At 62.7% G+C, this 21957-nt stretch carries 19 protein-coding genes; 16 read left to right on the top strand and 3 right to left on the bottom strand.

Annotation, left to right across the window (positions count from 1 at the left end):
* Nucleotides 1–478: 478 nt before the first annotated feature.
* Complete coding sequence (locus HT585_RS19470) at nt 479–1426, bottom strand: LysR family transcriptional regulator (protein WP_176354519.1); 948 nt, start codon at nt 1424–1426, stop codon at nt 479–481.
* A gap of 238 nt (nt 1427–1664) precedes the next feature.
* On the opposite strand from HT585_RS19470, the gene HT585_RS19465 reads away from it, so the two are divergent.
* From HT585_RS19465 to HT585_RS19435, 7 genes are all read left to right on the top strand, one after another.
* Nucleotides 1665–2870, top strand: a complete 1206-nt coding sequence (locus tag HT585_RS19465) for an ABC transporter substrate-binding protein (protein ID WP_176354518.1) — start codon at nt 1665–1667, stop codon at nt 2868–2870.
* A 14-nt stretch (nt 2871–2884) separates the two neighbouring features.
* The gene (locus tag HT585_RS19460) at nt 2885–3667 is read left to right on the top strand and encodes an ABC transporter ATP-binding protein (protein ID WP_176354517.1); all 783 of its coding nucleotides are present in this window, start codon (nt 2885–2887) and stop codon (nt 3665–3667) included.
* A 1-nt stretch (nt 3668) separates the two neighbouring features.
* Nucleotides 3669–4370, top strand: coding sequence for an ABC transporter ATP-binding protein (locus HT585_RS19455; protein WP_176354516.1), 702 nt, complete (start codon nt 3669–3671; stop codon nt 4368–4370).
* A 3-nt stretch (nt 4371–4373) separates the two neighbouring features.
* On the top strand, nt 4374–5261 hold the full coding sequence (locus tag HT585_RS19450; RefSeq protein WP_176354515.1) for a branched-chain amino acid ABC transporter permease: 888 nt from the start codon (nt 4374–4376) through the stop codon (nt 5259–5261).
* Nucleotides 5254–6249, top strand: coding sequence for a branched-chain amino acid ABC transporter permease (locus HT585_RS19445; protein WP_176354514.1), 996 nt, complete (start codon nt 5254–5256; stop codon nt 6247–6249). The genes HT585_RS19450 and HT585_RS19445 overlap by 8 nt, the downstream gene beginning before the upstream one ends.
* 76 nt (nt 6250–6325) lie before the next feature.
* Nucleotides 6326–7921 carry a GMC family oxidoreductase gene (locus HT585_RS19440; RefSeq protein WP_176354513.1) on the top strand — a complete coding sequence of 532 codons (1596 nt, stop codon included), beginning with the start codon at nt 6326–6328 and terminating at the stop codon, nt 7919–7921.
* 146 nt (nt 7922–8067) lie between these two features.
* A complete protein-coding gene (locus HT585_RS19435) occupies nt 8068–9102 on the top strand; it encodes a Tim44 domain-containing protein (protein ID WP_176354538.1) in 1035 nt (344 codons plus the stop codon).
* A 139-nt stretch (nt 9103–9241) separates the two neighbouring features.
* Here HT585_RS19435 and HT585_RS19430 read toward each other — a convergent pair whose 3' ends face one another.
* Complete coding sequence (locus HT585_RS19430; RefSeq protein WP_176354512.1) at nt 9242–10159, bottom strand: LysR family transcriptional regulator; 918 nt, start codon at nt 10157–10159, stop codon at nt 9242–9244.
* 89 nt (nt 10160–10248) lie between these two features.
* On the opposite strand from HT585_RS19430, the gene HT585_RS19425 reads away from it, so the two are divergent.
* The 9 genes from HT585_RS19425 (at nt 10249) to HT585_RS19385 (ending at nt 19550) form a co-directional block, all read left to right on the top strand.
* Nucleotides 10249–10737: a DMT family transporter gene (locus HT585_RS19425; protein WP_176354511.1), complete on the top strand. Its 489-nt coding sequence runs from the start codon at nt 10249–10251 to the stop codon at nt 10735–10737.
* Nucleotides 10738–10995: 258 nt separating this feature from the next.
* A complete protein-coding gene (locus HT585_RS19420; RefSeq protein ID WP_176354510.1) occupies nt 10996–12228 on the top strand; it encodes an MFS transporter in 1233 nt (410 codons plus the stop codon).
* A 91-nt stretch (nt 12229–12319) separates the two neighbouring features.
* Nucleotides 12320–13798, top strand: coding sequence for an aldehyde dehydrogenase family protein (locus tag HT585_RS19415; RefSeq protein WP_176354509.1), 1479 nt, complete (start codon nt 12320–12322; stop codon nt 13796–13798).
* A 137-nt stretch (nt 13799–13935) separates the two neighbouring features.
* A complete protein-coding gene (gene ppk2, locus HT585_RS19410) occupies nt 13936–14856 on the top strand; it encodes a polyphosphate kinase 2 (RefSeq protein WP_176354508.1) in 921 nt (306 codons plus the stop codon).
* Nucleotides 14857–14956: 100 nt separating this feature from the next.
* Complete coding sequence (locus HT585_RS19405) at nt 14957–15799, top strand: MurR/RpiR family transcriptional regulator (protein WP_176354507.1); 843 nt, start codon at nt 14957–14959, stop codon at nt 15797–15799.
* A gap of 327 nt (nt 15800–16126) precedes the next feature.
* Nucleotides 16127–17590: an MFS transporter gene (locus tag HT585_RS19400; RefSeq protein ID WP_176354506.1), complete on the top strand. Its 1464-nt coding sequence runs from the start codon at nt 16127–16129 to the stop codon at nt 17588–17590.
* Nucleotides 17587–18246, top strand: coding sequence for an aspartate/glutamate racemase family protein (locus tag HT585_RS19395; RefSeq protein WP_176354505.1), 660 nt, complete (start codon nt 17587–17589; stop codon nt 18244–18246). Before HT585_RS19400 ends, HT585_RS19395 begins: the two co-directional genes overlap by 4 nt.
* 164 nt (nt 18247–18410) lie before the next feature.
* Nucleotides 18411–19001: an ankyrin repeat domain-containing protein gene (locus HT585_RS19390; protein ID WP_176354504.1), complete on the top strand. Its 591-nt coding sequence runs from the start codon at nt 18411–18413 to the stop codon at nt 18999–19001.
* Nucleotides 19002–19046: 45 nt separating this feature from the next.
* The gene (locus HT585_RS19385; RefSeq protein WP_176354503.1) at nt 19047–19550 is read left to right on the top strand and encodes a YHS domain-containing (seleno)protein; all 504 of its coding nucleotides are present in this window, start codon (nt 19047–19049) and stop codon (nt 19548–19550) included.
* Between the two features lie 22 nt (nt 19551–19572).
* Here the strand turns inward: HT585_RS19385 and HT585_RS19380 are convergent, their stop codons facing one another.
* A complete protein-coding gene (locus HT585_RS19380; RefSeq protein WP_176354502.1) occupies nt 19573–21789 on the bottom strand; it encodes an adenylate/guanylate cyclase domain-containing protein in 2217 nt (738 codons plus the stop codon).
* Between the last annotated feature and the right edge of the window lie 168 nt (nt 21790–21957).

Raw genomic sequence — 21957 nt, 5'->3', positions numbered from 1 at the left:
ATCCAAAGATCGCCATCGAGAAAACAGGTGTAGTCTCTTGATAAACGTGACCGCCAAAGTCTCTTTCTGAAAGAACCCCTAAAGGTTCCTCACGAGCTCCGCCGCCCACGTTTCTCTTTCTCTATATGCAATTGTCAAAGAACAGACGGGCAATCCGTCAAATCTCCCCGCCGAAACTTATCGCTCCGACCAATCAGCATCCGCCAATCAAGGAAACCTCTAGAACGAAGGGCATCGTCGCCAGCAGCGCCGCCGCCCTCGTCAGTGATCGGGCTTATAGACCCCACACCTCGAACACGTCAACAGGCAATTTCAAAAAACTGACAAGAAACGACAATCAACTGAAAATAAAGGGGAAATTCGAACGGGAGTTATCAACAGGCAGGAGGAGCCGTAAAAACCACGGCGGATTTCGGCGGAAGCACCGCCAAACAGGAAGGCCGGACGTCCAAAAGCCGCACGAACGGGCTCGGGCGCTCTATTGCGACCGAAGAACCTGGTCGGCCGGCGCCACCGCCAAAGCGCGCTCGCGGCTGAAATGGCCCCAATTCTCCCGCACGATCTGCATCAGAAACTCGCGTACCGCCCTCACCCGCGGCACCGCCACCAGATCGCGGTGGCAGATCATCCAGTAAGTGCGTTTGAGCTCGATCTCGTCGGGCAGCACGATCTCGATGTCCTTTTCCTCCCGCGCCATGAAATGCGGCAGCACGCAGAGGCCAAGCCCCTGGCGCACGGCCTTCAGCTGCGTGAGGATGCTCGAGCTCTGGAAATACGCCCTGAGGCCTGGCTGGATCTCACCGAGATAGTCGAGCCCGGGCGCAAAGATCATGTCTTCGATGTAACCGACGAAACGATGGGCGGCGAGATCGTTGCGGCTCCTGATCGGCGGATGGCTGGCGAGGTAGCTGCGGGAACCATAGACATGCAGCGTATAGGGGGTCAGCACCTCGGAGTGATAGGGACCGGCCTTCGGTGCCGTCAGCGCCACCGACAGGTCCGCCTCCTTGCGCGACAGCGACATGATCTGCTGGATCGCCACCAGCTCCAGCGAAATGTTCGGATAGGTCGCGGCAAAGCTCGAGAGCCGGTCCGACAGGAAGAAGTTGCCGAACCCTTCGAGCGTGCTCAGACGCACCACGCCGCGCTGTGCCGTCAGGCCATCGCTGATGTCGAGCTGCAACTGCTCGGTCTCGCGCTCGATGCGCTCGGCGGTTTCGACAAAGCGCTGGCCGATCGCCGTCAGCACGTAGCCGCGCGGATTGCGCTCGAAAAGCTTGACCTTGAGCGCGAATTCCAGCCGGTCGATGCGCCGCGACACCGTCGCGTGGCTGGTTCTGAGCCGCCGGGCGGCCGTCGACAATTGCCCGGTGCGCGCGACCGCCAGAAAGAACTGCAGGTCGTCCCAGGTGAAATTCGGATTCATCTCATCGCCCCCATCTGTTCGAAAATGAACAGACCCTGTTTGCAATTTACGGGCGGCGGCGCTTGCGTCCAAGTGAATTTTTCCGGATTGTAGCGCCGAAGCCGACATCTGAGGAGCATGTCTGGCCAAATTTGAACAGAACGGGACTGACGGCCCGGCAATGCCACGCGCTTTGCCGGAGCGACATGCCATGTCGCGTGCGGTTGTCCCGCTCTGAAAACCCTTGGAGGAGGACACGATGACGAAGAAACTGCTCACCGCATTCGCCATGATGCTTGCCAGCAGCACGGCCGCATTCGCCGACGCATCCGACGGCAAGGTCAAGATCGGCATCCTGAACGACCAGTCCGGCGTCTATGCCGACTTCGGCGGCAAGTCTTCCTACGAGGCCGCGCTGATGGCGGTCGAGGACTTCGGCGGCAAGGTTCTGGGTGTTCCCGTGGAAGTGATTACCGCCGACCACCAGAACAAGGCCGACATCGCCTCCAACATCGCCCGGCAATGGTATGACACCGAGCAGGTCGACAGCATCATGGAGCTGACGAGTTCGTCTGTCGGCCTCGCCGTCCAGGCGCTGTCGAAGGAAAAGAAGAAGATCACCATCAACACCGGTGCTGCCACCACGGAACTCACGGGCAAGCAGTGCTCGCCCTATGGTTTCCACTGGGCCTATGACACCCATGCGCTGGCGGTCGGCACCGGCGGCGCGCTGGTCAAGCAGGGCGGCGACAGCTGGTTCTTCCTGACCGCCGACTACGCCTTCGGCTATTCGCTCGAGGAAAACACCGGCAACTACGTCAAGGAAAACGGCGGCACCGTCGTCGGCTCCGTCCGCCATCCGCTGGCGACCACCGACTTCTCGTCCTTCCTGCTGCAGGCCCAGTCTTCGGGCGCCAAGGTCATCGGCCTTGCCAATGCCGGCCTCGACACGTCCAACGCCATCAAGCAGGCGGCCGAATTCGGCATCGTCCAGGGAGGGCAGCGCCTGGCGGCGCTCTTGTTCACGCTTGCTGAAGTGCACGGTCTCGGCCTCGAGGCGGCGCAGGGCTTGACGCTGACCGAAGGCTTCTACTGGAACCGCAACGAGGAAACGGCAAAGTTCGGCAAGCGCTTCATGGAGCGCACCGGCAAGATGCCGAACATGGTTCATGCCGGCACCTACTCCGCCGTGCTGTCCTACCTGAAGGCGATCGAGAAGGCCGGCAGCGATGACGGCGATGCCGTTGCGAAGGAATTGCGTGCGCTGCCTGTCAACGACGTCTTTGCCGAAAACGGCAAGGTCGCCGAGAACGGCCGCATGATCCACGACATGTACCTGCTGGAAGTCAAGAAGCCGGACGAAAGCAAGGAGCCCTGGGATTATTTCAAGGTGCTCGCCACCATCCCGGGTTCGGAAGCCTTCATCGATCCGGCCAAGAGCGGCTGCGACCTCGTGAAATCGTGAGCGGTCGGATCGCGATGACCGCTGCCTTGTCTGAACAGAATGGAGCGCCGCGGGTGGTTTTGTCCGCCCGCGGTCTCCGTCGCGATTTCGGCGGCTTCACCGCCGTCAACAACGTCAACCTCGACGTCCACCATGCTCGCGTGCATGCGCTGATCGGCCCGAACGGCGCCGGCAAGACGACGGTCTTCAACCTTCTGACCAAGTTCCTGCAACCGACCGGTGGCACGATCACGCTCTTGGGCGAAGACATCACCCGCATGGCGCCCGACAAGGTGGCGCGCATGGGCTTGGTCCGCTCGTTCCAGATATCGGCGGTGTTTCCGCATATGAGCGTGCTCGACAATGTGCGCGTGGCGCTGCAGCGGCCGAATGGTCTTGCAACCCAGTTCTGGAAGCCGATGTCGGCACTCGACGGGCTGACGGCCAAGGCCGACCAGTTGATCCGCTCGGTTGGCCTCGACAAGGAAAGGAATTCGGTTGCCGCCGATCTTTCCTATGGCCGCAAACGGGTGCTGGAAATCGCGACAACGCTGGCGCTCGATCCGAAGGTGCTGTTGCTCGACGAGCCGATGGCCGGCATGGGCCACGAGGATGTCGGCATGGTGGCCGAGATCATCCGCGAAGTGGCGTTGGAACGCGCCGTGCTGATGGTCGAGCACAATCTCTCCGTCGTCTCGACGCTCTGCCATCACGTCACCGTGCTGCAGCGGGGTGAGATCCTTGCCGAGGGCGACTACGCAAACGTGTCGGCCGATCCGCGGGTGCGCACCGCCTATATGGGCACCGAGGAGGCCTGAGATGAAACCACTTCTGAAAGTCTCCGGCCTTAACGCCTGGTACGGCGAAAGCCATATCCTGCATGGTGTCGACATGACCGTCGGCGAAGGCGAGATGGTCACATTGCTTGGGCGCAATGGCGTCGGCAAGACCACCACCCTGCGCTCGATCATGGGCATCGTGCGCAACCGCAAGGGCGCCATAGATTTCGCCGGCGAGGACCTGATCAAGGTGCCGCTGCACCGGGTCGCCCATCGGGGCCTCGGCTTTATCCCCGAGGAGCGCGGCATCTTCTCGACGCTGTCGGTTTACGAAAACCTGCTGCTGCCGCCGGCGGTCGCCAAGGGCGGAATGACGGTCGACGAGATCTTCGAGCTTTTTCCCAATCTGCACGAACGCCGCAACAGCCCCGGGACAAAACTTTCCGGCGGCGAACAGCAGATGCTGGCGATCGCCCGGATCTTGAGAACCGGCGTGCGCATGATGCTGCTCGACGAACCGACCGAGGGCCTTGCCCCTGTCATCGTCCAGCGCATCGGCGACGTGCTGAAGACGCTCAAAGAACGCGGCATGACCGTTCTGCTGGTTGAGCAGAATTTCCGCTTCGCCAGCAAGGTCGCCGACCGTTTCTACCTGATGGACCATGGCCGCATGGTCGGCGAGTTTCCTGTTTTGGAACTCTCCGTCCGCATGGACATGCTGCACGACGTGCTGGGGGTCTGAGCCATGACCATGATTTTTGGAATTCCGCTGCAAGCCTTCCTCGGGCAATTGCTGATCGGCCTGATCAACGGCTCGTTCTACGCGCTCTTAAGCCTTGGCCTTGCGATCATCTTCGGCCTGTTGCGCGTCATCAACTTCGCCCACGGCGCGCAATATATGCTCGGCGCCTTCTTCGCCTGGTTGCTTTTGTCCTATTTCGGCATCGGCTACTGGCCGGCGCTGATCGTGGCACCGCTTGCCGTCGGGCTTGTCGGCGCAATCATCGAACGCACCATGCTCCGACGGCTTTATTCGCTCGATCCGCTCTACGGCCTGCTCTTCACCTTCGGCCTGGCGCTGACGATCGAGGGCACGTTCCGCTATCTCTATGGCGCTTCCGGCCAGCCCTATGCGACGCCGGCCACCCTTGCTGGCGGCACCAATCTCGGCTTCATGTTCCTGCCCATCTATCGCGGCTGGGTGATCGCCTTCTCGCTCGTCGTGTGCATCGGCACCTGGCTGGTGATCGAAAAGACCAAACTCGGCTCCTACCTGCGGGCGGCCACCGAAAACCCCATACTCGTCCAGTCCTTCGGCATCAACGTGCCGTTCCTGTTGACGCTGACCTATGCGCTGGGCGCGGCCCTTGCCGCCCTTGCCGGCGTGCTCGCGGCGCCGATCTACCAGGTCTCGCCGCTGATGGGGTCGAACATCATCATCGTCGTCTTCGCCGTGGTGGTCGTCGGTGGCATGGGCTCGATCATGGGGGCGATCGTCACCGGCTACCTGCTCGGCGTCGCCGAGGGGCTGACCAAGGTGTTCTACCCCGAAGCCTCCAACATCGTGATCTTCGTGATCATGGCCATCGTTCTCCTGATACGGCCTGCAGGCCTCTTCGGCCGGGATGTTTGATATGACACTGACACTCGATATCGATAAGCCAAGCGAAAAGAAGCCGGTCGTCGTACAGACGATCATCCTGGCGGCCGGTCTGGCGCTGCTGGTGCTCGCACCGTTGTTCTTCTATCCCGTCTTCCTGATGAAGCTCCTGTGCTTCGCGCTGTTTGCCTGCGCCTTCAACCTGCTGCTCGGCTACACCGGGCTTCTGTCCTTCGGCCACGCAGCCTTCTTCGGCGGGGCCGCCTACTTCACCGCCCATGCGGTGAAGGAATGGGGGCTTCCTCCAGAACTCGGCATTCTGGTCGGCGTCGCCGGAGCGGCATTCCTCGGCGCGATCATCGGTTTTCTCGCCATCCGCAGGCAGGGCATCTACTTCGCCATGATCACGCTGGCGCTGGCGCAGATGTTCTATTTCTTCTGCCTGCAGGCCGAGTTCACAAAGGGCGAGGACGGTATCCAGTCCGTGCCGCGCGGCCATCTCTTCGGCTTCATCGATCTCAGCCAGTCGACGAACATGTATTACTTCGTGCTCGGCGTGTTCATCATCGGCGTTGCGATCATCTGGCGGATCATTCACTCGCCCTTCGGCATGATCCTGAAATCGATCCGTGAGAACGAGACGCGCGCCGTGTCGCTCGGCTATTCCGTACGCAACTACAAGCTCGCCGCCTTCGTCATGTCGGCGGCACTGACCGGCCTTGCCGGCGGCATCAAGGCGCTGGTCTTCCAGTTCGCAACGCTGACCGACGTCAGCTGGCAGATGTCGGGCGAGGTCATCCTGATGACGCTGCTCGGGGGCATCGGCACGCTGATCGGACCGCTGTTCGGCGCCGGCCTGGTCGTGACCTTGCAGAACTATCTGGCCACCTCCGAATTCCCGGTCACCATCATCACCGGCCTGGTGTTCATGGTCTGCGTGCTTCTGTTCCGCCGCGGCATCGTCGGCGAGTTCTACAATTCGAGGCTCGGGCGCAAGCTCGGATTCGAGCATAGGCACTAGGCCTGTCAGCCTCGGGAAAGAGAGCGAGCCCGGCCCCGCTTTTGGCCGGACCGGGCATCGATACGAGAGTGAGCCAATGGACACGTTCGACTACATCGTCGTCGGAGCGGGCAGCGCCGGCTGCGTTCTGGCGAACCGTCTTTCCGAAAACCGGGATCGTCGCGTGCTGCTGCTCGAAGCCGGTGGCAGCGACAACTATCACTGGATCCACATTCCCGTCGGCTATCTCTATTGCATCAACAATCCCCGCACCGACTGGTGTTTCACCACCGCCGCCGAGGACGGACTGAACGGCCGCGCACTCGGCTATCTCCGCGGCAAGGTGCTCGGCGGCTGCTCGTCGATCAACGGCATGATCTACATGCGCGGCCAGGCGCGCGATTATGATCACTGGCGCCAACTGGGCTGCAGCGGTTGGGGCTGGGACGACGTCCTGCCGCATTTTCGCAGGTCGGAAGACCACTATCACGGCGCCGACGACATGCATGGCGCCGGTGGCGAATGGCGGGTGGAAAAGGCGCGCGTCCGCTGGGCGGTACTCGATGCTTTCCAGAAGGCGGCGAGCGAGGCCGGCATACCGGAAACGGCCGATTTCAACCGCGGCGACAACAAGGGATCGGGCTATTTCGACGTCAACCAGCGCTCCGGTATCCGCTGGAACACGGCCAAGGCGTTTCTGCGGCCGGCGCGTAACCGGCGCAATCTAACCATTCTGACCAAGGCGCATGTCCGCCGGCTGGTGATCGAGGAGGGTCGTATCGCCGGCGTCGAGTTCCAGCACAACGGCGTGGTCAAGCGGGTACGCTCTCGTCGCGAGACAGTTCTCTCGGCAGGCGCAATTGGCTCGCCGCAGATCCTGGAGCTTTCGGGCATCGGTCGCGGGGGTGTGCTGCAGGACAATGGTGTCGAGGTCAGGCACGAGATGGCAGGCGTCGGCGAGAACCTGCAGGATCACCTGCAACTGCGCCTTGCCTATAAGGTGACCGGCGTGCCGACGCTGAACGAGAAGGCGAGCACGTTGTTCGGCAAGGCGGCGATCGGCCTCGAATATCTCGCCAGGCGCTCAGGCCCGATGTCAATGGCGCCGAGCCAGCTCGGCATCTTCACCCGGTCCGGCCCGGAGAAAGAAACACCGGATCTGCAGTATCACGTCCAGCCGGTGTCGCTGGATAAGTTCGGCGAGCCGGTTCACAGGTTTCCGGCAATCACCGCCAGCGTCTGCAACCTGCGGCCCGAAAGCCGGGGATCGGTGCACCTGAAGGGGCCGGACTTTGCCACGGCGCCGGACATTCGCCCGCGCTATCTGACGGCCGAGGCAGACCGCGATGTCGCTGTCCGTTCCATCCGCCTGACGCGCCGCATCGTCAGCCAGCCCTCCTTCGCGCGTTTTGATCCCACAGAGTTCAAACCGGGGCCGACCTACGAGAGCGACGACGATCTGCGACGCGCCGCCGGCGACATCGGCACGACGATCTTTCATCCGGTCGGCACCTGCCGGATGGGCGCGGACCCGGCAAGCGTGGTCGATCCGGAGCTACGGCTGCGTGGGCTGCAGGGCCTACGGATTGCCGATGCCTCGATCATGCCTACGATCACATCAGGCAACACCAATTCGCCGACGATCATGATTGCCGAGAAGGCAGCGGCGATGATCCTCGCGGCCGATCGCTGACCGCCCAATCGCTTCGTTTGGCAGCCCGGATTACGGTAAACTGGCCAAAATGCGACGCCCAAACCTTAAAATCCAGGACCGGAACCTCTATATGAACCAGCAACGGCCCTCATCGGGCCCAAGCACTATAAGGGGTTTGAATGGCAATGCAGCGTTTTGGACGAGCTCTGGCGATGATGGCGATCGGTCTCACGATCGGGCTCACGGTTGTGGATGTCGCCGAGGCCCGGCGCTCCGGTGGCGGCTTCGGCAGCCGCGGCACACGCACCTTTTCGCAGCCGCCCGTCACCCGCACCGCGCCGACCAACGCGGCACCGATCGACCGCTCGATGACGCCGCGCCAGGACGCTGGCCCGACGACGGCCACACCGGGTGCTGCCCAGACCCGCCCCGGTGCCAACACACCCAATGCACGCCCCGGCTTCTTCAGCGGCTTCGGCGGCTCGCTTCTCGGCGGCCTCATGGTCGGCGGCCTCATCGGCATGCTGATGGGCGGCGGCTTCGGCGGCGCTGCCGGCTTCCTCGGCCTGATCGTGCAGATGCTGCTGATCGGCGGCGTGATCATGCTCGCAATGCGCTTCTTCGGCCGCAACCGGCAGCAGACGGCCTATGCCGGCCCGTCCGAGCGCTCGTCGGCCCAGCCGCCGGCAGGCGGCATGCCGTCATTCAAAATCCCGAGCATCAGCGGCGGCCAGGCAAATGGGCAGGCGAACGCGCGCCCGACGGTCGCTCCAACGCCGGCCCCCGCAGCGGAAGGCCCCGCCGATGAAATCGGCATCGGCCAGTCTGACCTCGAGCAGTTCGAAAAGATGCTGAAGGACGTTCAGGCAGCCTATGCGGCCGAGGACTACGGCACCCTGCGCCGCCTGACGACGCCGGAAGCCATGTCCTATCTGGCAGAGGAGCTGAGCGACAACGCCACGAGCGGCGTCAAGAACGATGTCACCGACGTCCATCTCGTCCAGGGCGATGTCGCCGAAGCCTGGTCGGAAGACGGCAAGGACTTTGCCACCGTCGCCATGCGCTACGAGAGCATTGACGTGATGCGCGACCGCACGACCGGCAAGGTGATCAGCGGCGATCCGGACAATCTGACGGAAGCCGTCGAGCTCTGGACCTTCGTGCGCAAGGCCGACGGCGAATGGCAGGTATCGGCGATCCAGGGCGTCGGACACGCCTGATACCATCAGCACGCTAAACCTTTGAGACCCGGCCGGCCCATCCGACCGGGTCTTTTTTTGACCTTTCACTTCCCGGCGACGGCACGCGGGACATGCGGATCAGCCGGTCCCCGGGACAGGGGCGACGAGCGCTTCCCAGTCAAAGGTCGACAGTCGGCCCCACATCACCAAGAATGCGAGAGACAAGTCCCCGCAACCAGCGATGTCTCTTGTCACCATCGCGGCGCCGATGCCAGATCTGCTCGAAGTCGAACGGCGGAATGGCAAAGGGCGGCTCGAAGACGACAAGCCCGTCGCCACCCTGCGGCAGGATACGGCGTGCCACGGTCAGGACGAGATCCGTGCCGCGCACCAGGCCGGGCGCGACGCTCCAGTGCGGAATGGCAAGAAAGACGCGGCGCGTCTTTCCCACCGCAGCCAGCGCCTGATCGATTTCGTTGCCGATATCGCCGCGCAACGACACCAGCACATGCGGTCGCGCGAGGTAGTCGGAGAGATCCATGGCCGGCGATCCGCCAAGTTGCGACGCGTCTGCAAGACAGGCAAAGCTTTCCGTGAAGAGCAGCGATGACCGGATGCCTTCGCCGTGCGTCGAAAATACGCCGAGCGCCAGGTCGATCTCGCCTTCGGTGACTTGCGAGGCCATGACCTCGCGGCTCGCCTGGCTGACGATCAAGTCGATCTGTGGCGCTTCGACCCTCAAGGTCGCCATCAACCTGGGCAACAGAACCGCTGCGCCATAGTCAGACATCGCCAGCCGGAACACGTGCCGCTCGGTTGCCGGGTCGAAACCTGCCGGCGTCAGCAAAGATCGCATCCGGCCCATCGCGTCGGCAAGCTGCGGTGCGATTTCGAGCGCCCTCAGGGTCAGCTCCAACCGCCCGCCATGCCGCACCAGCAGAGGGTCATCGAAAACGTGACGCAGCCGCGCCAGCGCATGGCTGACCGCCGGTTGGCTCTTGTTGAGGCGCAGGGCGGCACGCGACACATGACGCTCAGCCAGGAGTGCATCGAGCACGACGAGAAGGTTCAGGTCGATTCCGGCGAGATTATTCATCTGGCGAATATAGACTGTGCAAGATCAGAATTTCCATTCCCGTTTCGAATGATGGAGCATCCAGCCGTCAAACAGATCGGAATATCGTCATGCCAAATGCCGGATCACTCCTGCTCATCCTCGCCGCTGTCTTTGCCGGAGCGGTCGTGCCGCTCCAGGCCGGCGCCAACGCCATGCTCGGCCGCCTTATCGGCCACCCCCTCTGGGCCACCGTCGTTTCGCTCGGCGTCAGCCTTACCCTCATCATTCCGGTCATGATCGCCTTCCGCGTGCCGATGCCAACGCTCGGCGAAACCATGAAAGGTCCCTGGTGGATCTGGATCGGCGGCGCAGCCGGCGTCATCTACATCACCGCCGCGCTGCTGCTTGCCCCGAAACTTGGCGCAGCCAGCTTCATCGTTGCGGTCATCGCCGGTCAAATGGCGGTCTCTATCGTCATCGACCACTTCGGCCTGATGGGTTTTCCGGAAAAGCCGGTCAGCATCGCCCGCCTCGTTGGCGTTGCGCTGATCGTCGGCGGCATGGTGATCACGCAGCTCGCCAGCGCCGTGCCGGTACTCGCAAGCCAAGCCCGGTAACGATGCGCTCCTGCTATCCGCACGCCTTGTTGCCGCTATCGGGGCCGTGGTAACAAGCGCTCATGTCGACCGAACCACACCTGATGGCGTGACGAGCCCCGCAAGGCGGGGCTTGCCAGAGCGAGCCCAAAGTCGCCCGTGTCCCACGGGCTGGTTTCTGTTGTTCGATTGATCTCTTTCTCCCGAATTCGCTGCGCCCCACTGCGGTTGGCGCGGCTGCCGGGAGCGTGAGGCGATCGATGGCCAATCGGGCTCATCATGAATTCTCCATCCCTCTGGAAATCGACCGCCTTCCGGCGCGTCGGCTTCGCTCTCACTTTTTATTCCTTCTGCTCGTGGATGCTGGTCGCGGCACTGCCGCTTTTCGTCGCGCAACGGTTCGGCACCGGGCCGGAACTCGTCGGCAGCCTGGCGATGAGGCTCGCGCCACGCATCCTGTTTGCGCCAGTGGCCGCCGAGTTGATCAGGCGCGCCGGCCCTCGAACGCCCGTTTGCGCCGGACTGGTCGCCACCGCATTGTGTCTTGTCGCTGTCGTCACCGTCGCGCATGTGGCCACGCTGCAGATGATCGTTCTGACGATCGGGCTTGCAGACACCATTATCGTCCCAGGGCTTCTGGCACTGCGTGCCGCCGTCGTCCCCGCCGGTCGCAACATGGAAGCCAATACCACGTTTCAGACGATCGATCGGCTAGCCAAGATTTTCGGCCCGCCGACAGCCGGCTTCCTGATGATTGTCGTTACCCCTGCCCTCACCTTCCCGACGTTGGCCGCGGGTCATCTCCTGGCCGCGATCACTCTTTTCACCAGCGTCGCGACACCCGGTCAGACACGGCCAGAGCCACAGACTGCCAACAGGGCTGGCCTTTTTCGCGAAGCCATGGCGATGATGAAAGAGAACCCGACGCTCTGGGTGCTCGTGCTGCCCGCTCTTGGCTACATGATTTCCCTCGGCGCGCTGCAGCCCTTCCTGGTCTGGCTCAATCACGACCAGTTCGGGCTCGGCATCTCGATGTGGACCGTGCTTTTGGCGGCGCAAGGCGCAGGTGCCGTTCTCGGCGCGCTGGTCTCAAACCGCCTTGCGCGAACGCTCGTCGACGAAAGGCAGCTGTTGAACGCCTATCTCGTCGCCAGCCTTCTTGAAGGGATAACGACGCTGGCGCTGGTCTTCGTCCCGACCCATGCCCTGGCAACAGTGTTGTTAATCGTCGGCGGCATCCCCGAGATGGTGGCCTTTGCCGCCTATTTCACCCTCATTCAGCAACGCCTGAGCCTTGAGCGCCAGGCGGTCTTCTATGCGCTGAGCCTGCCGCTGATGGACCTGTTCATGGTGGCGGGCGTCCTCACCGGCATGCTGCACAGTGCAGGCTGGATGACGCTTCGGCAATTCTGGTTTCTGACCAGCGCCGCCGCGATCCTGCCCGTGCTACCGTTTCTTGCCTTAAAAGCCGCGCCTCAAAACGACGTTCGAGGGCCTAAGTCCCCGCTCTGAAAGCAAGATTGGCAAAAAAGTGTGGCCGACGGCTGGCGCGACGACCATCGCTGAGGCCATACTCCCCCCGGGCAGAAATAAGGGGACGGGCATGCGGGACAAGTTGTTCATCGATGGAAAATGGGAAAAGCCGCGGCGCGGCGGGACGCTCGACGTCATCGATCCGGCGACGGAGGAGATCATCCACCGCGCACCGGCGGCTACCTATGACGATATCGATCGCGCCGTCAAAGCCGCCCGCATCGCCTTCGACAGCGGCCCATGGCCGAGGCTTTCCGGCACCGAGCGGGCGGTCTATCTCCGGGCCATTGCAGAAAAGATCGAGGAACGGCGCCACGCGCTGGCGCGGCTCGAAGTCACCGACAACGGTAAACCGCTGCCGGAGGCGCTTTGGGATATCGACGATGCCGCCGGCTGCTTTCGCTATTATGCAGGCCTTGCCGAAGAACTCGACGCCAACCCCGAGGAAACGATCGCCGTCGGCGACACCAGGTTCACCGCTCGCGCCATTCGCGAGCCGCTCGGGATCGTCGGAGCGATCACGCCCTGGAACTATCCGCTGCTGATGGTCTCCTGGAAGGTGGCGCCGGCGCTCGCCGCCGGCTGCACCATGGTGCTGAAACCGTCGGAACTGACGCCGCTGACGGCGATGGAACTCGGCGCCATCGCCGAGGAAATCGAACTGCCACCGGGCGTGCTCAACATTGTTACCGGCACCGGTCAGGACGCCGGCCAGCCGCTGACCGAGCATCCGCTGGTCGACAAGCTCGCCTTTACCGGCTCGGTGCCAACAGGGCGAAAGGTGATGATGGCCGGCGCCCAGGACATCAAGAACATCAGCCTCGAGCTCGGCGGCAAGTCGCCCTTCGTCGTCTTTGCCGACAGCGATATCGAAAAAGCCGTCGAATGGATCATGTTCGGCATTTTCTGGAACCAGGGGCAGGTCTGCTCGGCAACCTCGCGCGTGCTGGTCGAGGAGCCGATCTACGAGGCCGTAGTGAAGCGGCTCTGTGAAGAGGTGGCCAAGATCAAGATCGGCAATGGCCTCGACGACGGCACGCTGCTCGGGCCGATCGTTTCCAAGGGGCAGTATGACAAGATCCTGACGGCGATCGACCGCGCCCGCCAGGACGGCGCGACCATCGCGGCGGGCGGCGGCCGGCCGGCCGGTTTCAACAGCGGCTACTTCATCGAGCCGACGGTTTTGACCGACATGAGCGAAGACAGCTATGTCTGGCGCGAGGAAATCTTCGGGCCCGTCGTCTGCGTCAAGCCTTTTGCAGACGAGGCGGATGCGGTGCGCATGGCCAACGACAGCCGCTTCGGGCTTGCCGCAGCCGTCATGTCCACCGACAAGGAACGCTGCGAACGTGTCGCCCGGGCTTTCCGCGCCGGCATCGTCTGGGTCAACTGCTCGCAACCCACCTTCACCGAAGCGCCGTGGGGCGGCTACAAGCAGTCGGGCATCGGCCGCGAGCTCGGCCGATGGGGCCTTGCCAACTATCTCGAGACCAAGCAGATCACCAGCTTCGACGCCGACGAGCCCTGGGGCTGGTACATCAAACCATAGCGCGCCTCGCAAACAGCCGCGGCGGCCACAGAGGGCGGCGTCAAATTCCCTTCATGCTGCTATGGAATAAGCCAAAGGGACGGCTGCATCCTGCCGCGGTGCGGCCGCATTGCGCGCTTGTGCGCTGGAGGGATGCGATGAACAGGTCAAATGGCGACTTCGACGGGCAGGACTGGCTGGAGGCGGAACTCGCCGACACGCTCGACGAGGATTACGAACTCGAGCTTTCCGAGCCGGCCCTTTCGGAAGAGATCCGCAAGATCTACCGCAAGAACCACCCGCCATCGCTGCCGCGCATCGACTATTTCCGCGCGTTGATCGCGCTGCAGTCCGAGCTGATCAAGCTGCAGGACTGGGTCGTGCACCACAAGGAGAAGGTCGTGGTGATCTTCGAGGGGCGCGATTCGGCCGGCAAGGGCGGCGTGATCAAGCGCATCACCCAGCGCCTCAATCCGCGTGTCGTCCGGGTCGCAGCCCTGCCCGCCCCATCGGACCGCGAAAAGACCCAGTGGTATTTCCAGCGCTACGTGCCGCACCTGCCGGCCGGCGGCGAGATCGTGCTGTTCGACCGTTCCTGGTACAATCGCTCCGGCGTCGAGCGCGTCATGGGTTTTGCCAGCGAAGACCAGGTCGAGCAGTTCTTCAACGACGTACCCGAATTCGAGCGCATGCTCGTGCGCTCCGGCATCCGGCTGGTCAAGTACTGGTTCTCGATCACCGACGAGGAGCAGCAGATGCGCTTCCTGGTGCGCATCCACGACCCGCTGAAACAGTGGAAGCTGTCGCCGATGGATCTGCAGTCGCGCGTGCGCTGGGAAGCCTACACCAAGGCCAAGGAAGAAACCTTCGCCAGGACCAACATTCCCGAGGCGCCGTGGCACATCGTCGAGGGCAACGACAAGAAGCGCGCGCGGCTGAACTGCATGGACCACCTGCTGCAGCAGATCCCCTATGAGGACGTGCCGCACGAGGAAATCACCCTGCCGGAGCGGGTGTTCAATCCGGACTACGAGCGCAAGGTTCTGCCACCGGAACTCTACGTGCCGTCAAAGTATTGAGGACGGCAGCGCGCAAGGTCGTCTCTTCAGCCCTTGCGCCCTTGCCAACTCTCCGCGGAAATCGGACAGTCCGTGAAACGACAGTTTCATGGAATTGGTAATGAGTCCCAAAGAGCGATCCTTCCTCACCCGCGTTCGTCAGGTCCTGCCGGAACTGCATCCGGCGGAGCGACGCCTTGGGGACTTCCTCTGCGATTTTCCGGGCGAAGTCGCCAGCTACTCCGCCCAGGAACTGGCGGCGCTGGCGCATGTGTCGAAGGCGACCGTGTCGCGCTTCATCCAGCGGCTCGGCTATGACAACTACGAGGAGGCGCGCCGCCATGCGCGCGCCGACAAGCAGACGGGATCGCGGCTGTTCCTGGCGACGAGCGCCGATACGGCCGGCGAACAATCGGTCACTGCCCATGTGGCGCAAGGCGTCGCCAATATCGAGGCGACATTTCTTGCCGTATCCGAAACCCAGATCAACACCGCCTCGACCGCACTGTTGAAGGCGCGAAAAGTCTGGGTCATCGGCTTTCGCGCCAGCCATTCCTTCGCCACCTATCTGCAATGGCAGCTGACGCAGGTAATCGAGAACATAGCGGCCATTCCCGGCGGTGGCCAAACGCTCGGCGAACACCTCGTCAGCTTCACGCCCGATGACGTCGTCATCGTCTTCGGCCTGCGCCGCCGCATCGCCCTGATGGACACGCTCCTCGGCCAGGTGGAAAAATCCGGTGCCCGCCTGCTCTACATCACCGATGAGGGCGTGCCCTTCCTGACCCAGGCCGAGTGGCATTTCCGCTGTCAGACACTGGCGCCAGGCCCTCTTTTCAACCATGTCTCCGTCATGGCGCTCTGCCATCTCCTGACGACGCGCTGCATCGAAACCGCCGGCGTCACCGGTCGAAACCGCTTGCGCGGCATCGAAGCGTTGAACGACGCGCTCGAAGAGCTGTGATCGTTGTTTGGGCATCTGCCTGAAACAACAGTCCATTCTTCAATCATATGAAACCGTAGTTTCAACTGCGCGATGCGGGCCAACAGCAGGTCAAATATCTGATTGAAAAAGAGAAACTGTAGTTTCCTAAACTCTGGCACGAAATCTGCATTCCTCAAGGGCATTGCTGTGAAGAAGAATTGTACTGGACGGTAGCAGCGCTCGTCTGGCGTGAAACGTCCGGTTCGTCGGCTCCAAAGCAAATTTCCTGTATGAAACCAAGGTTTCTTGATATAGTATCATGAAACTAAGTTTTCACGCCAGTTAAGCCATAAAGGGGAACGAACCATGGCAGCGGAAAATATGGTGCCGTCCGGCAAGTCTTCGCCGGTCATTCGACAACTGGAATCAGCCTTCACCAAGATCGGCGTCACCGGCGCCCACAAGCAGATCATCGCCCTCGTCTTGATCGGTTGCCTGTTCGACAGTTTCGAACAGAATACCATCGGCGTCGCCGGACCCATCCTGAAGGAGCATTGGGGCCTGACCGGCACCGACATCGGCTTCCTCAACACCATCACCTTCGGCAGTGCCGCCATCGGCCGCTTGCTGTCAGGCATTCTCGGCGATCGCTACGGCCGCCGCGTCATGCTGACGATCAACCTCCTGCTCTTCACCATCGGCTCGGCCGCTTGCGCGCTGGCGCCTAATTTCGCAGCCCTCTGCTTTGCCCGCGCCATCGTCGGCTTCGGCGTCGGCGGCGAGATCTCGACTGCCGTCACGATGCTGTCGGAATTCTGCTCGCCGAAATTCCGCGGCACGGCGGCCGGTCTCGTCAATGTCGGCGCCGGCGGCTTCGGCAACTTCCTGGCGCCGGCCTTCGGCCTTCTGATCTTCACCCTCTTCCCGGGAGAAAACAGCTGGCGCTGGCTGTTTGCCGCCTTGGCGCTGCCCGCGCTGCTCGTCGTCTTCTATCGCCGCTTCGTGCCGGAGACGCCGCGCTTCCTCGCCTCTCAAGGCAAGATCGACGAGGCCAACAAGGTGCTGTCGATCCTCGCCTCCGGGTCGCTGCGGCCGCGCAACCTGAAGGTCGAGGAATACCTGACCAAAGAACATCTCCAGGACGAAGCACCGGCAAAAAGCGACTGGAAGGAGCTTTTCCGCGCACCGTTCATCGGCCGGACCATTCCCGTCGCGATCGCCATCCTCATGAGCTACGGCGCGCAGCTGTCGGTGCTGACCCTGATGCCGATCATCTTCGTGTCGATGGGCTACACGCTGCAGGGCAGCCTGCTCTACAGCATGATCATCCAGAGCGGCAGCGTGCTCGGCGCCATCGCCGCCTCGATGTTCGGCTATTACTTCCCGCGCAAGAAGGTGCTGACGCTGGGTGCTGTCTTCGCCTGCCTTGCAGCGATTTCGATCGCCTATCTCGGCACCAACATCTACCTCGTCCTGATGTTCGGCGCGATCTTCCAGTTCTTCGTGCTGCTTCTCAACACCTCGATCTGGATCTACGCACCGGAGCTCTTCCCGACCCGCATCCGTGCCTTCGGCGTCGCGCTCATCCTGGCGACGGGATCGGCGGCCGGCTCTTTCGTGCCGACGATCTCCGGCATGCTGTTCGATACCTACGGCATGGTCGGGGTCTTCGGTCTGGCAGCCGGCATGTACGCGGTCTTCGCATTCTGCATCCAGCTCGGCCCCGAGACCTATGGCATGTCGATGGAGGACCTGGACCAGCCGGCTGATGCCGACCTCGCCAAGGCTGAACCGAACAAGATCAATGTCGGCATGGAAGTCAGAACGTGACCGCACACCTCCTGTTGATCAACCCGAACAGCTCGCACGCGACCAGCAGCATGATGCTCGCCATCGCCGAGCGGGCTGTGACCGGACGCCTGGCCGTGGCAGTCGCCACGGCCAGGCGGAACCCGCCGATGATCGTCACGCCGCAGCAACTGACCGCTGCGGCCGACGAAGTCATCGAGATCGGCGCGGCGCACGACGACAGTTGCCTGGGGATCATCGTCAGCGCCTTCGGCGATCCCGGCCTTGCAGCTCTGAAGGCTCGCGTCGACATCCCTGTCGTCGGCATCTGCGAGGCATCGATGATCGACGCGGCACGGAACGGCCGCAAATTCGGCGTCGCAACCACGACGCCGGAGCTGATCGAAGCGATCGACGAGCGCGCCCGCGACCTCGGCCTTGTCGGCCAATATACCGGCATCCGCTGCACACCGGGCGACCCGCTCGACCTTGCCGGCGACGAACAGCGTCTGCGCGAAGCGCTCGGCGAAGCGGTGCGGCAATGCATCGAGCTCGACGGCGCCGAAGCCGTCATCATCGGGGGCGGCCCGCTCGGCCAGGCGGCAGAACAGCTCCAGCCGCACTTCGCCACGCCGATCATCGCACCCATACCATGCGCGGTCGAGCGCGTGCTTGACCTGATGCGGGTCAACGCCTGACCCGCAATTTCTGCGCAGACTATCGGCCTGCGGCATCGGGCGACGCGCCGCGCGAAAGCTCGCGCTCGGCTCAACCCGGCAATTGACCTTGTTGCCGGCAACGACTCTGTGATATTTTCGACTGTCCTTATATGCAAAGCCGAAGCTGGGGCGGAGGTGGCGCGATGAACTATCTGTGTGCTTCTGTCGCCGGGCTGGCGTTCTCGACCTCGGCGACATTTGCGGGTCCCTTGCATGACGCGGCAAGAGACGGCGACATCGAGCGCGTCACGCTGTTGCTGGATCAGGGAACCGACATCACCGAGCCGGATACGGCCGGCGAGCCGGCGTTGCTGGTCGCGTCGCTTGCCGGACGGCCGCAAGTGGTCGCGCTTCTGCTTGACCGCGGCTGCGACATCGAGATCCGCAACAAGGGCGGGCTGACCGCCCTGCATGCGGCCGCCTATGGCGGCAATCTCGAAACGGTCAAGCTGCTCGTCGCCAAGGGCGCCGACGTCAACGACACCAAGAACTTCTACCATATGTCGCCTCTGCATGCTGCAGCCGAGGAAGGACACGCCGACGTCGTCGCCTTGCTGCTTGCCCAAAAGGCCGAGATCGAGGTGAAGGAACGCAACGGCTATACGCCGCTGACACAGGCCGGCTGGCGTTCGCACTGGGACGCAGCCGATCTGCTGCTGAAGGCCGGCGCCACCTGCCAGAAGGCCGACCTCGTCGGCGACTGGCTCTATGCCGAATGCACCAAGCGGAAGTGATGCCTGAGCGCTCGCCACCCGCATCCGGAAATCGGAGAAAAGCAAATGTCCTACCATCGACACGCATGCGCCATCGGCGTTGCCGCTGCCGCCTTTCTCGCCCTGTCCGCGCCGACGATGGCGGAAGACCTCGTCAACACCGGCTACTTCGGCGATGTCGCCATCAAAGGCTATGATCCGGTTGCCTACTTCACCGAAAGCAAGGCACTGGAAGGCTCGCCGCAATATTCCTACCGCTGGCTCGGGGCCAACTGGCAATTTGCCAGCGCCGAAAACCGCGAGCTGTTCATCCGCGAGCCCACCCGTTACGCCCCGCAATACGGTGGCTACTGCGCCGACGGCGTCTCGTTCGGAACGGTGACCACCAACATCGATCCCAAAGCCTGGCGGATCATCGAGGGCAAGCTGTTCCTGAGCTATGATCCGGGTGCGGCAGAAGGTTTCGAGAAGAACCCGAACAAGCTTGTCGATTCCAGGAAACACTGGTCCGAAGTGGAAAACACGCTCGTTTCGGAGAAGCTTGGAACCAGCTGGCAGAAGGCGCGCTAAAGCGCTTTCATTTCGACGGCCGTCACCGCTCGATCGCGAAGAACTTCAGCGCCTGCGGCGTCACATGGATGAAGTCGGCGCCGCGCTCGCCCTTGGCCGTGTTGCGATAGACATAGCCGCAGACCATCCGGCCGAGAAAATAGCCGTCGAATTTCTCGCAGAGCTGGTTGCCCTTCACCTCGACCCGCCCGGTGATGTTGGTGTTGGCGCTGCGATAGGCAGTATTGCCCGCTCTGTCGAAGAACTGCAGGAAGCTGGTGCCGTTCTTGTGCTGCCCGCTCCAGGTCTTGTCGCTGGTGATTTCGCCGAGTTCCGCAGGTCCAAGCCGGTCGGCCGGCGCGCCGACGAAGCCGAACGGCCACTGCGGAATGCCGGCCGTGCGCAGGCCGTAGAGGTGGCGGTTCAAGTCCTCCTCGCGCCAGTAGTCGTAGAGATAGCCGTAATAGGTGAGGTTGGTGTCGGGAAAGAGCTTTAGCAGCTTTTCCCCTTCCGCCACCGCACGGGCCCTGTCGCCTCGCTGGGCGTAGGCGGCCGCCAGATATTCCCGGGCCGGCTCGGCGTTGGGAAGGGCCTCGCCGGCATTCTCGATCAACGGGATCGCCCGGTCGTTGTCCCGCGCCGTGTAGTAGACGATGCCCGCCAAAAGCCGCAAGCTCGGGGATGGCGACGGGTCGAGCCTGAGCGCCTTCTCCAGGTCCGCGATCGCCTGCTGGTGGTCACCCGTTTGCGCCAGGATCAGCGCCTGACTGGCATAGGCCTCGGGATCGCTCGGTTGGGCGGCGACCGCTCGCGCAGCTGACTGCCGTGCTTCCGTCTCGCGACCGTCAACGAGTTGCAGCAATGCAAGCACGGTGTGGGCGCGAGCATTGTTGGCGTTGAGCTTCAACGCCTGGCCCGCCGCATCATAGGCGATCTTGCGGGCGACGGCCGCCGACCAGAGAGAGTTGTAGTCGTTGCGCCAGACATCGACGGCGACGCGTGCGATCCCGGCATGGGCATCGGCGAACCGAGGGTCGAGATCGATCGCCTTCTGATAGAAGGCCAGCGTCTGGCGATAGGTATCGACGTCGCTGTAGATCAGCCCCTGCTGCTCGGCGCGCATGTAATAGTCGTAGGCTTCGAGATTGTCCGTCGGAATGCGCGCCAGCTGGTCGCGCTCACCTTCGCTGAGCTTGACCTCCAGCGCCGCAATGATCTTGCCAATGACGTCGTCCTGCACGGCGAAGAGATCGGCATACTGACGGTCGTAGCGCTCCGCCCAGAGCGACAGCCCGCTCATCGCATCGATCAGTTTGACGTTGATGCGCAGCCGCTGGTCGGCCCGCTGCAGCGTGCCTTCTAGGATGTAGTGAACGCCCAGCTCCGCCGCCACATCCTGGATTTTCGAAGCGTTGTCCTTCATCGCAAACACCGAGTGGCGCGCAATCACGAACAGCCCCGACACCTTCGACAGCTCGGTGATCAGGTCGTCGGTCAGTCCTTCGGCCAGATGGTCGTGATCCCGGTCGCCGCTGACATTGATGAAAGGCAGGACGGCAACGGATGGCTGGTCCGGCAAGGGATAGGCAAAGCGCTCCGTCGGGGTTTCCGGCAGAATGAGCGTCCAAGGCTGCCACCAGGCGGCAGCAAGGCCAAGGATCAGCATGAGGCCACCGGCAACGAGGAAGTTTTTGCGTGCGAAATGCTGTTTCGTCGCGTTGACGATGGTCTTGCCGGCGTCATCAGGATCGAGCAGAACGCGATACACACGAATGGGCTCGGCAATGCCCCTCACCGTCTGCTCGCCGAGCGAGGCAAATCCGACGGCAATCTTCGATTGCACCTGATCATAGGCGGTGCCGGAAATGGCTATACCCCCTGGCTCAGTAAGCCCTTGCACCCGATCGGCGGTGTTGACGCCATCGCCGTGAATGTCGTCGCCTTCGACGATGATGTCGCCGAGATTGATGCCGATGCGGAAATCGAGACGGCGGTCGGCTGCAACCTTGTCGGCCTGTTCGGCCTTGCGTTGCTGGATTTCCACAGCACAGCGAAGCGCATCGACCACGCTGCGAAACTCTACCAGCAGCCCGTCACCCATCGTTTTGACCAGGCGACCGTGGTGCTCGGCAAACTGCGGCTCCAGAATGTCGTGCAGGTCGCTCTGGAATCTCGCACGCGTTCCCTCCTCGTCGAGCCGGCTCAGGCGAGTGTATCCGGCAACGTCGGCGATCAGGACGGCTGCGAGGCGGCGTTCCATCGACGGTCTCTTCACGTGCGATGTGTTCAACAACGATGTTACCGCAGGTCGTCAGGCGCCGCCATCGCATCGACAGGCACGCTGACGCCGCCGCCGTAACCGTTACGTACTTGCGGTTTTCCACCGGTCGCTCAGCGTCAAACGGTGCTGGTTGCACACGGCTTTGCA

This window comes from Ensifer oleiphilus (genome assembly GCF_013371465.1).
Taxonomy (GTDB): domain Bacteria; phylum Pseudomonadota; class Alphaproteobacteria; order Rhizobiales; family Rhizobiaceae; genus Ensifer; species Ensifer oleiphilus.
The sequence above is the reverse complement of the archived record's forward strand: the minus strand, read 5'-3'. Positions and strand labels throughout refer to the sequence as shown.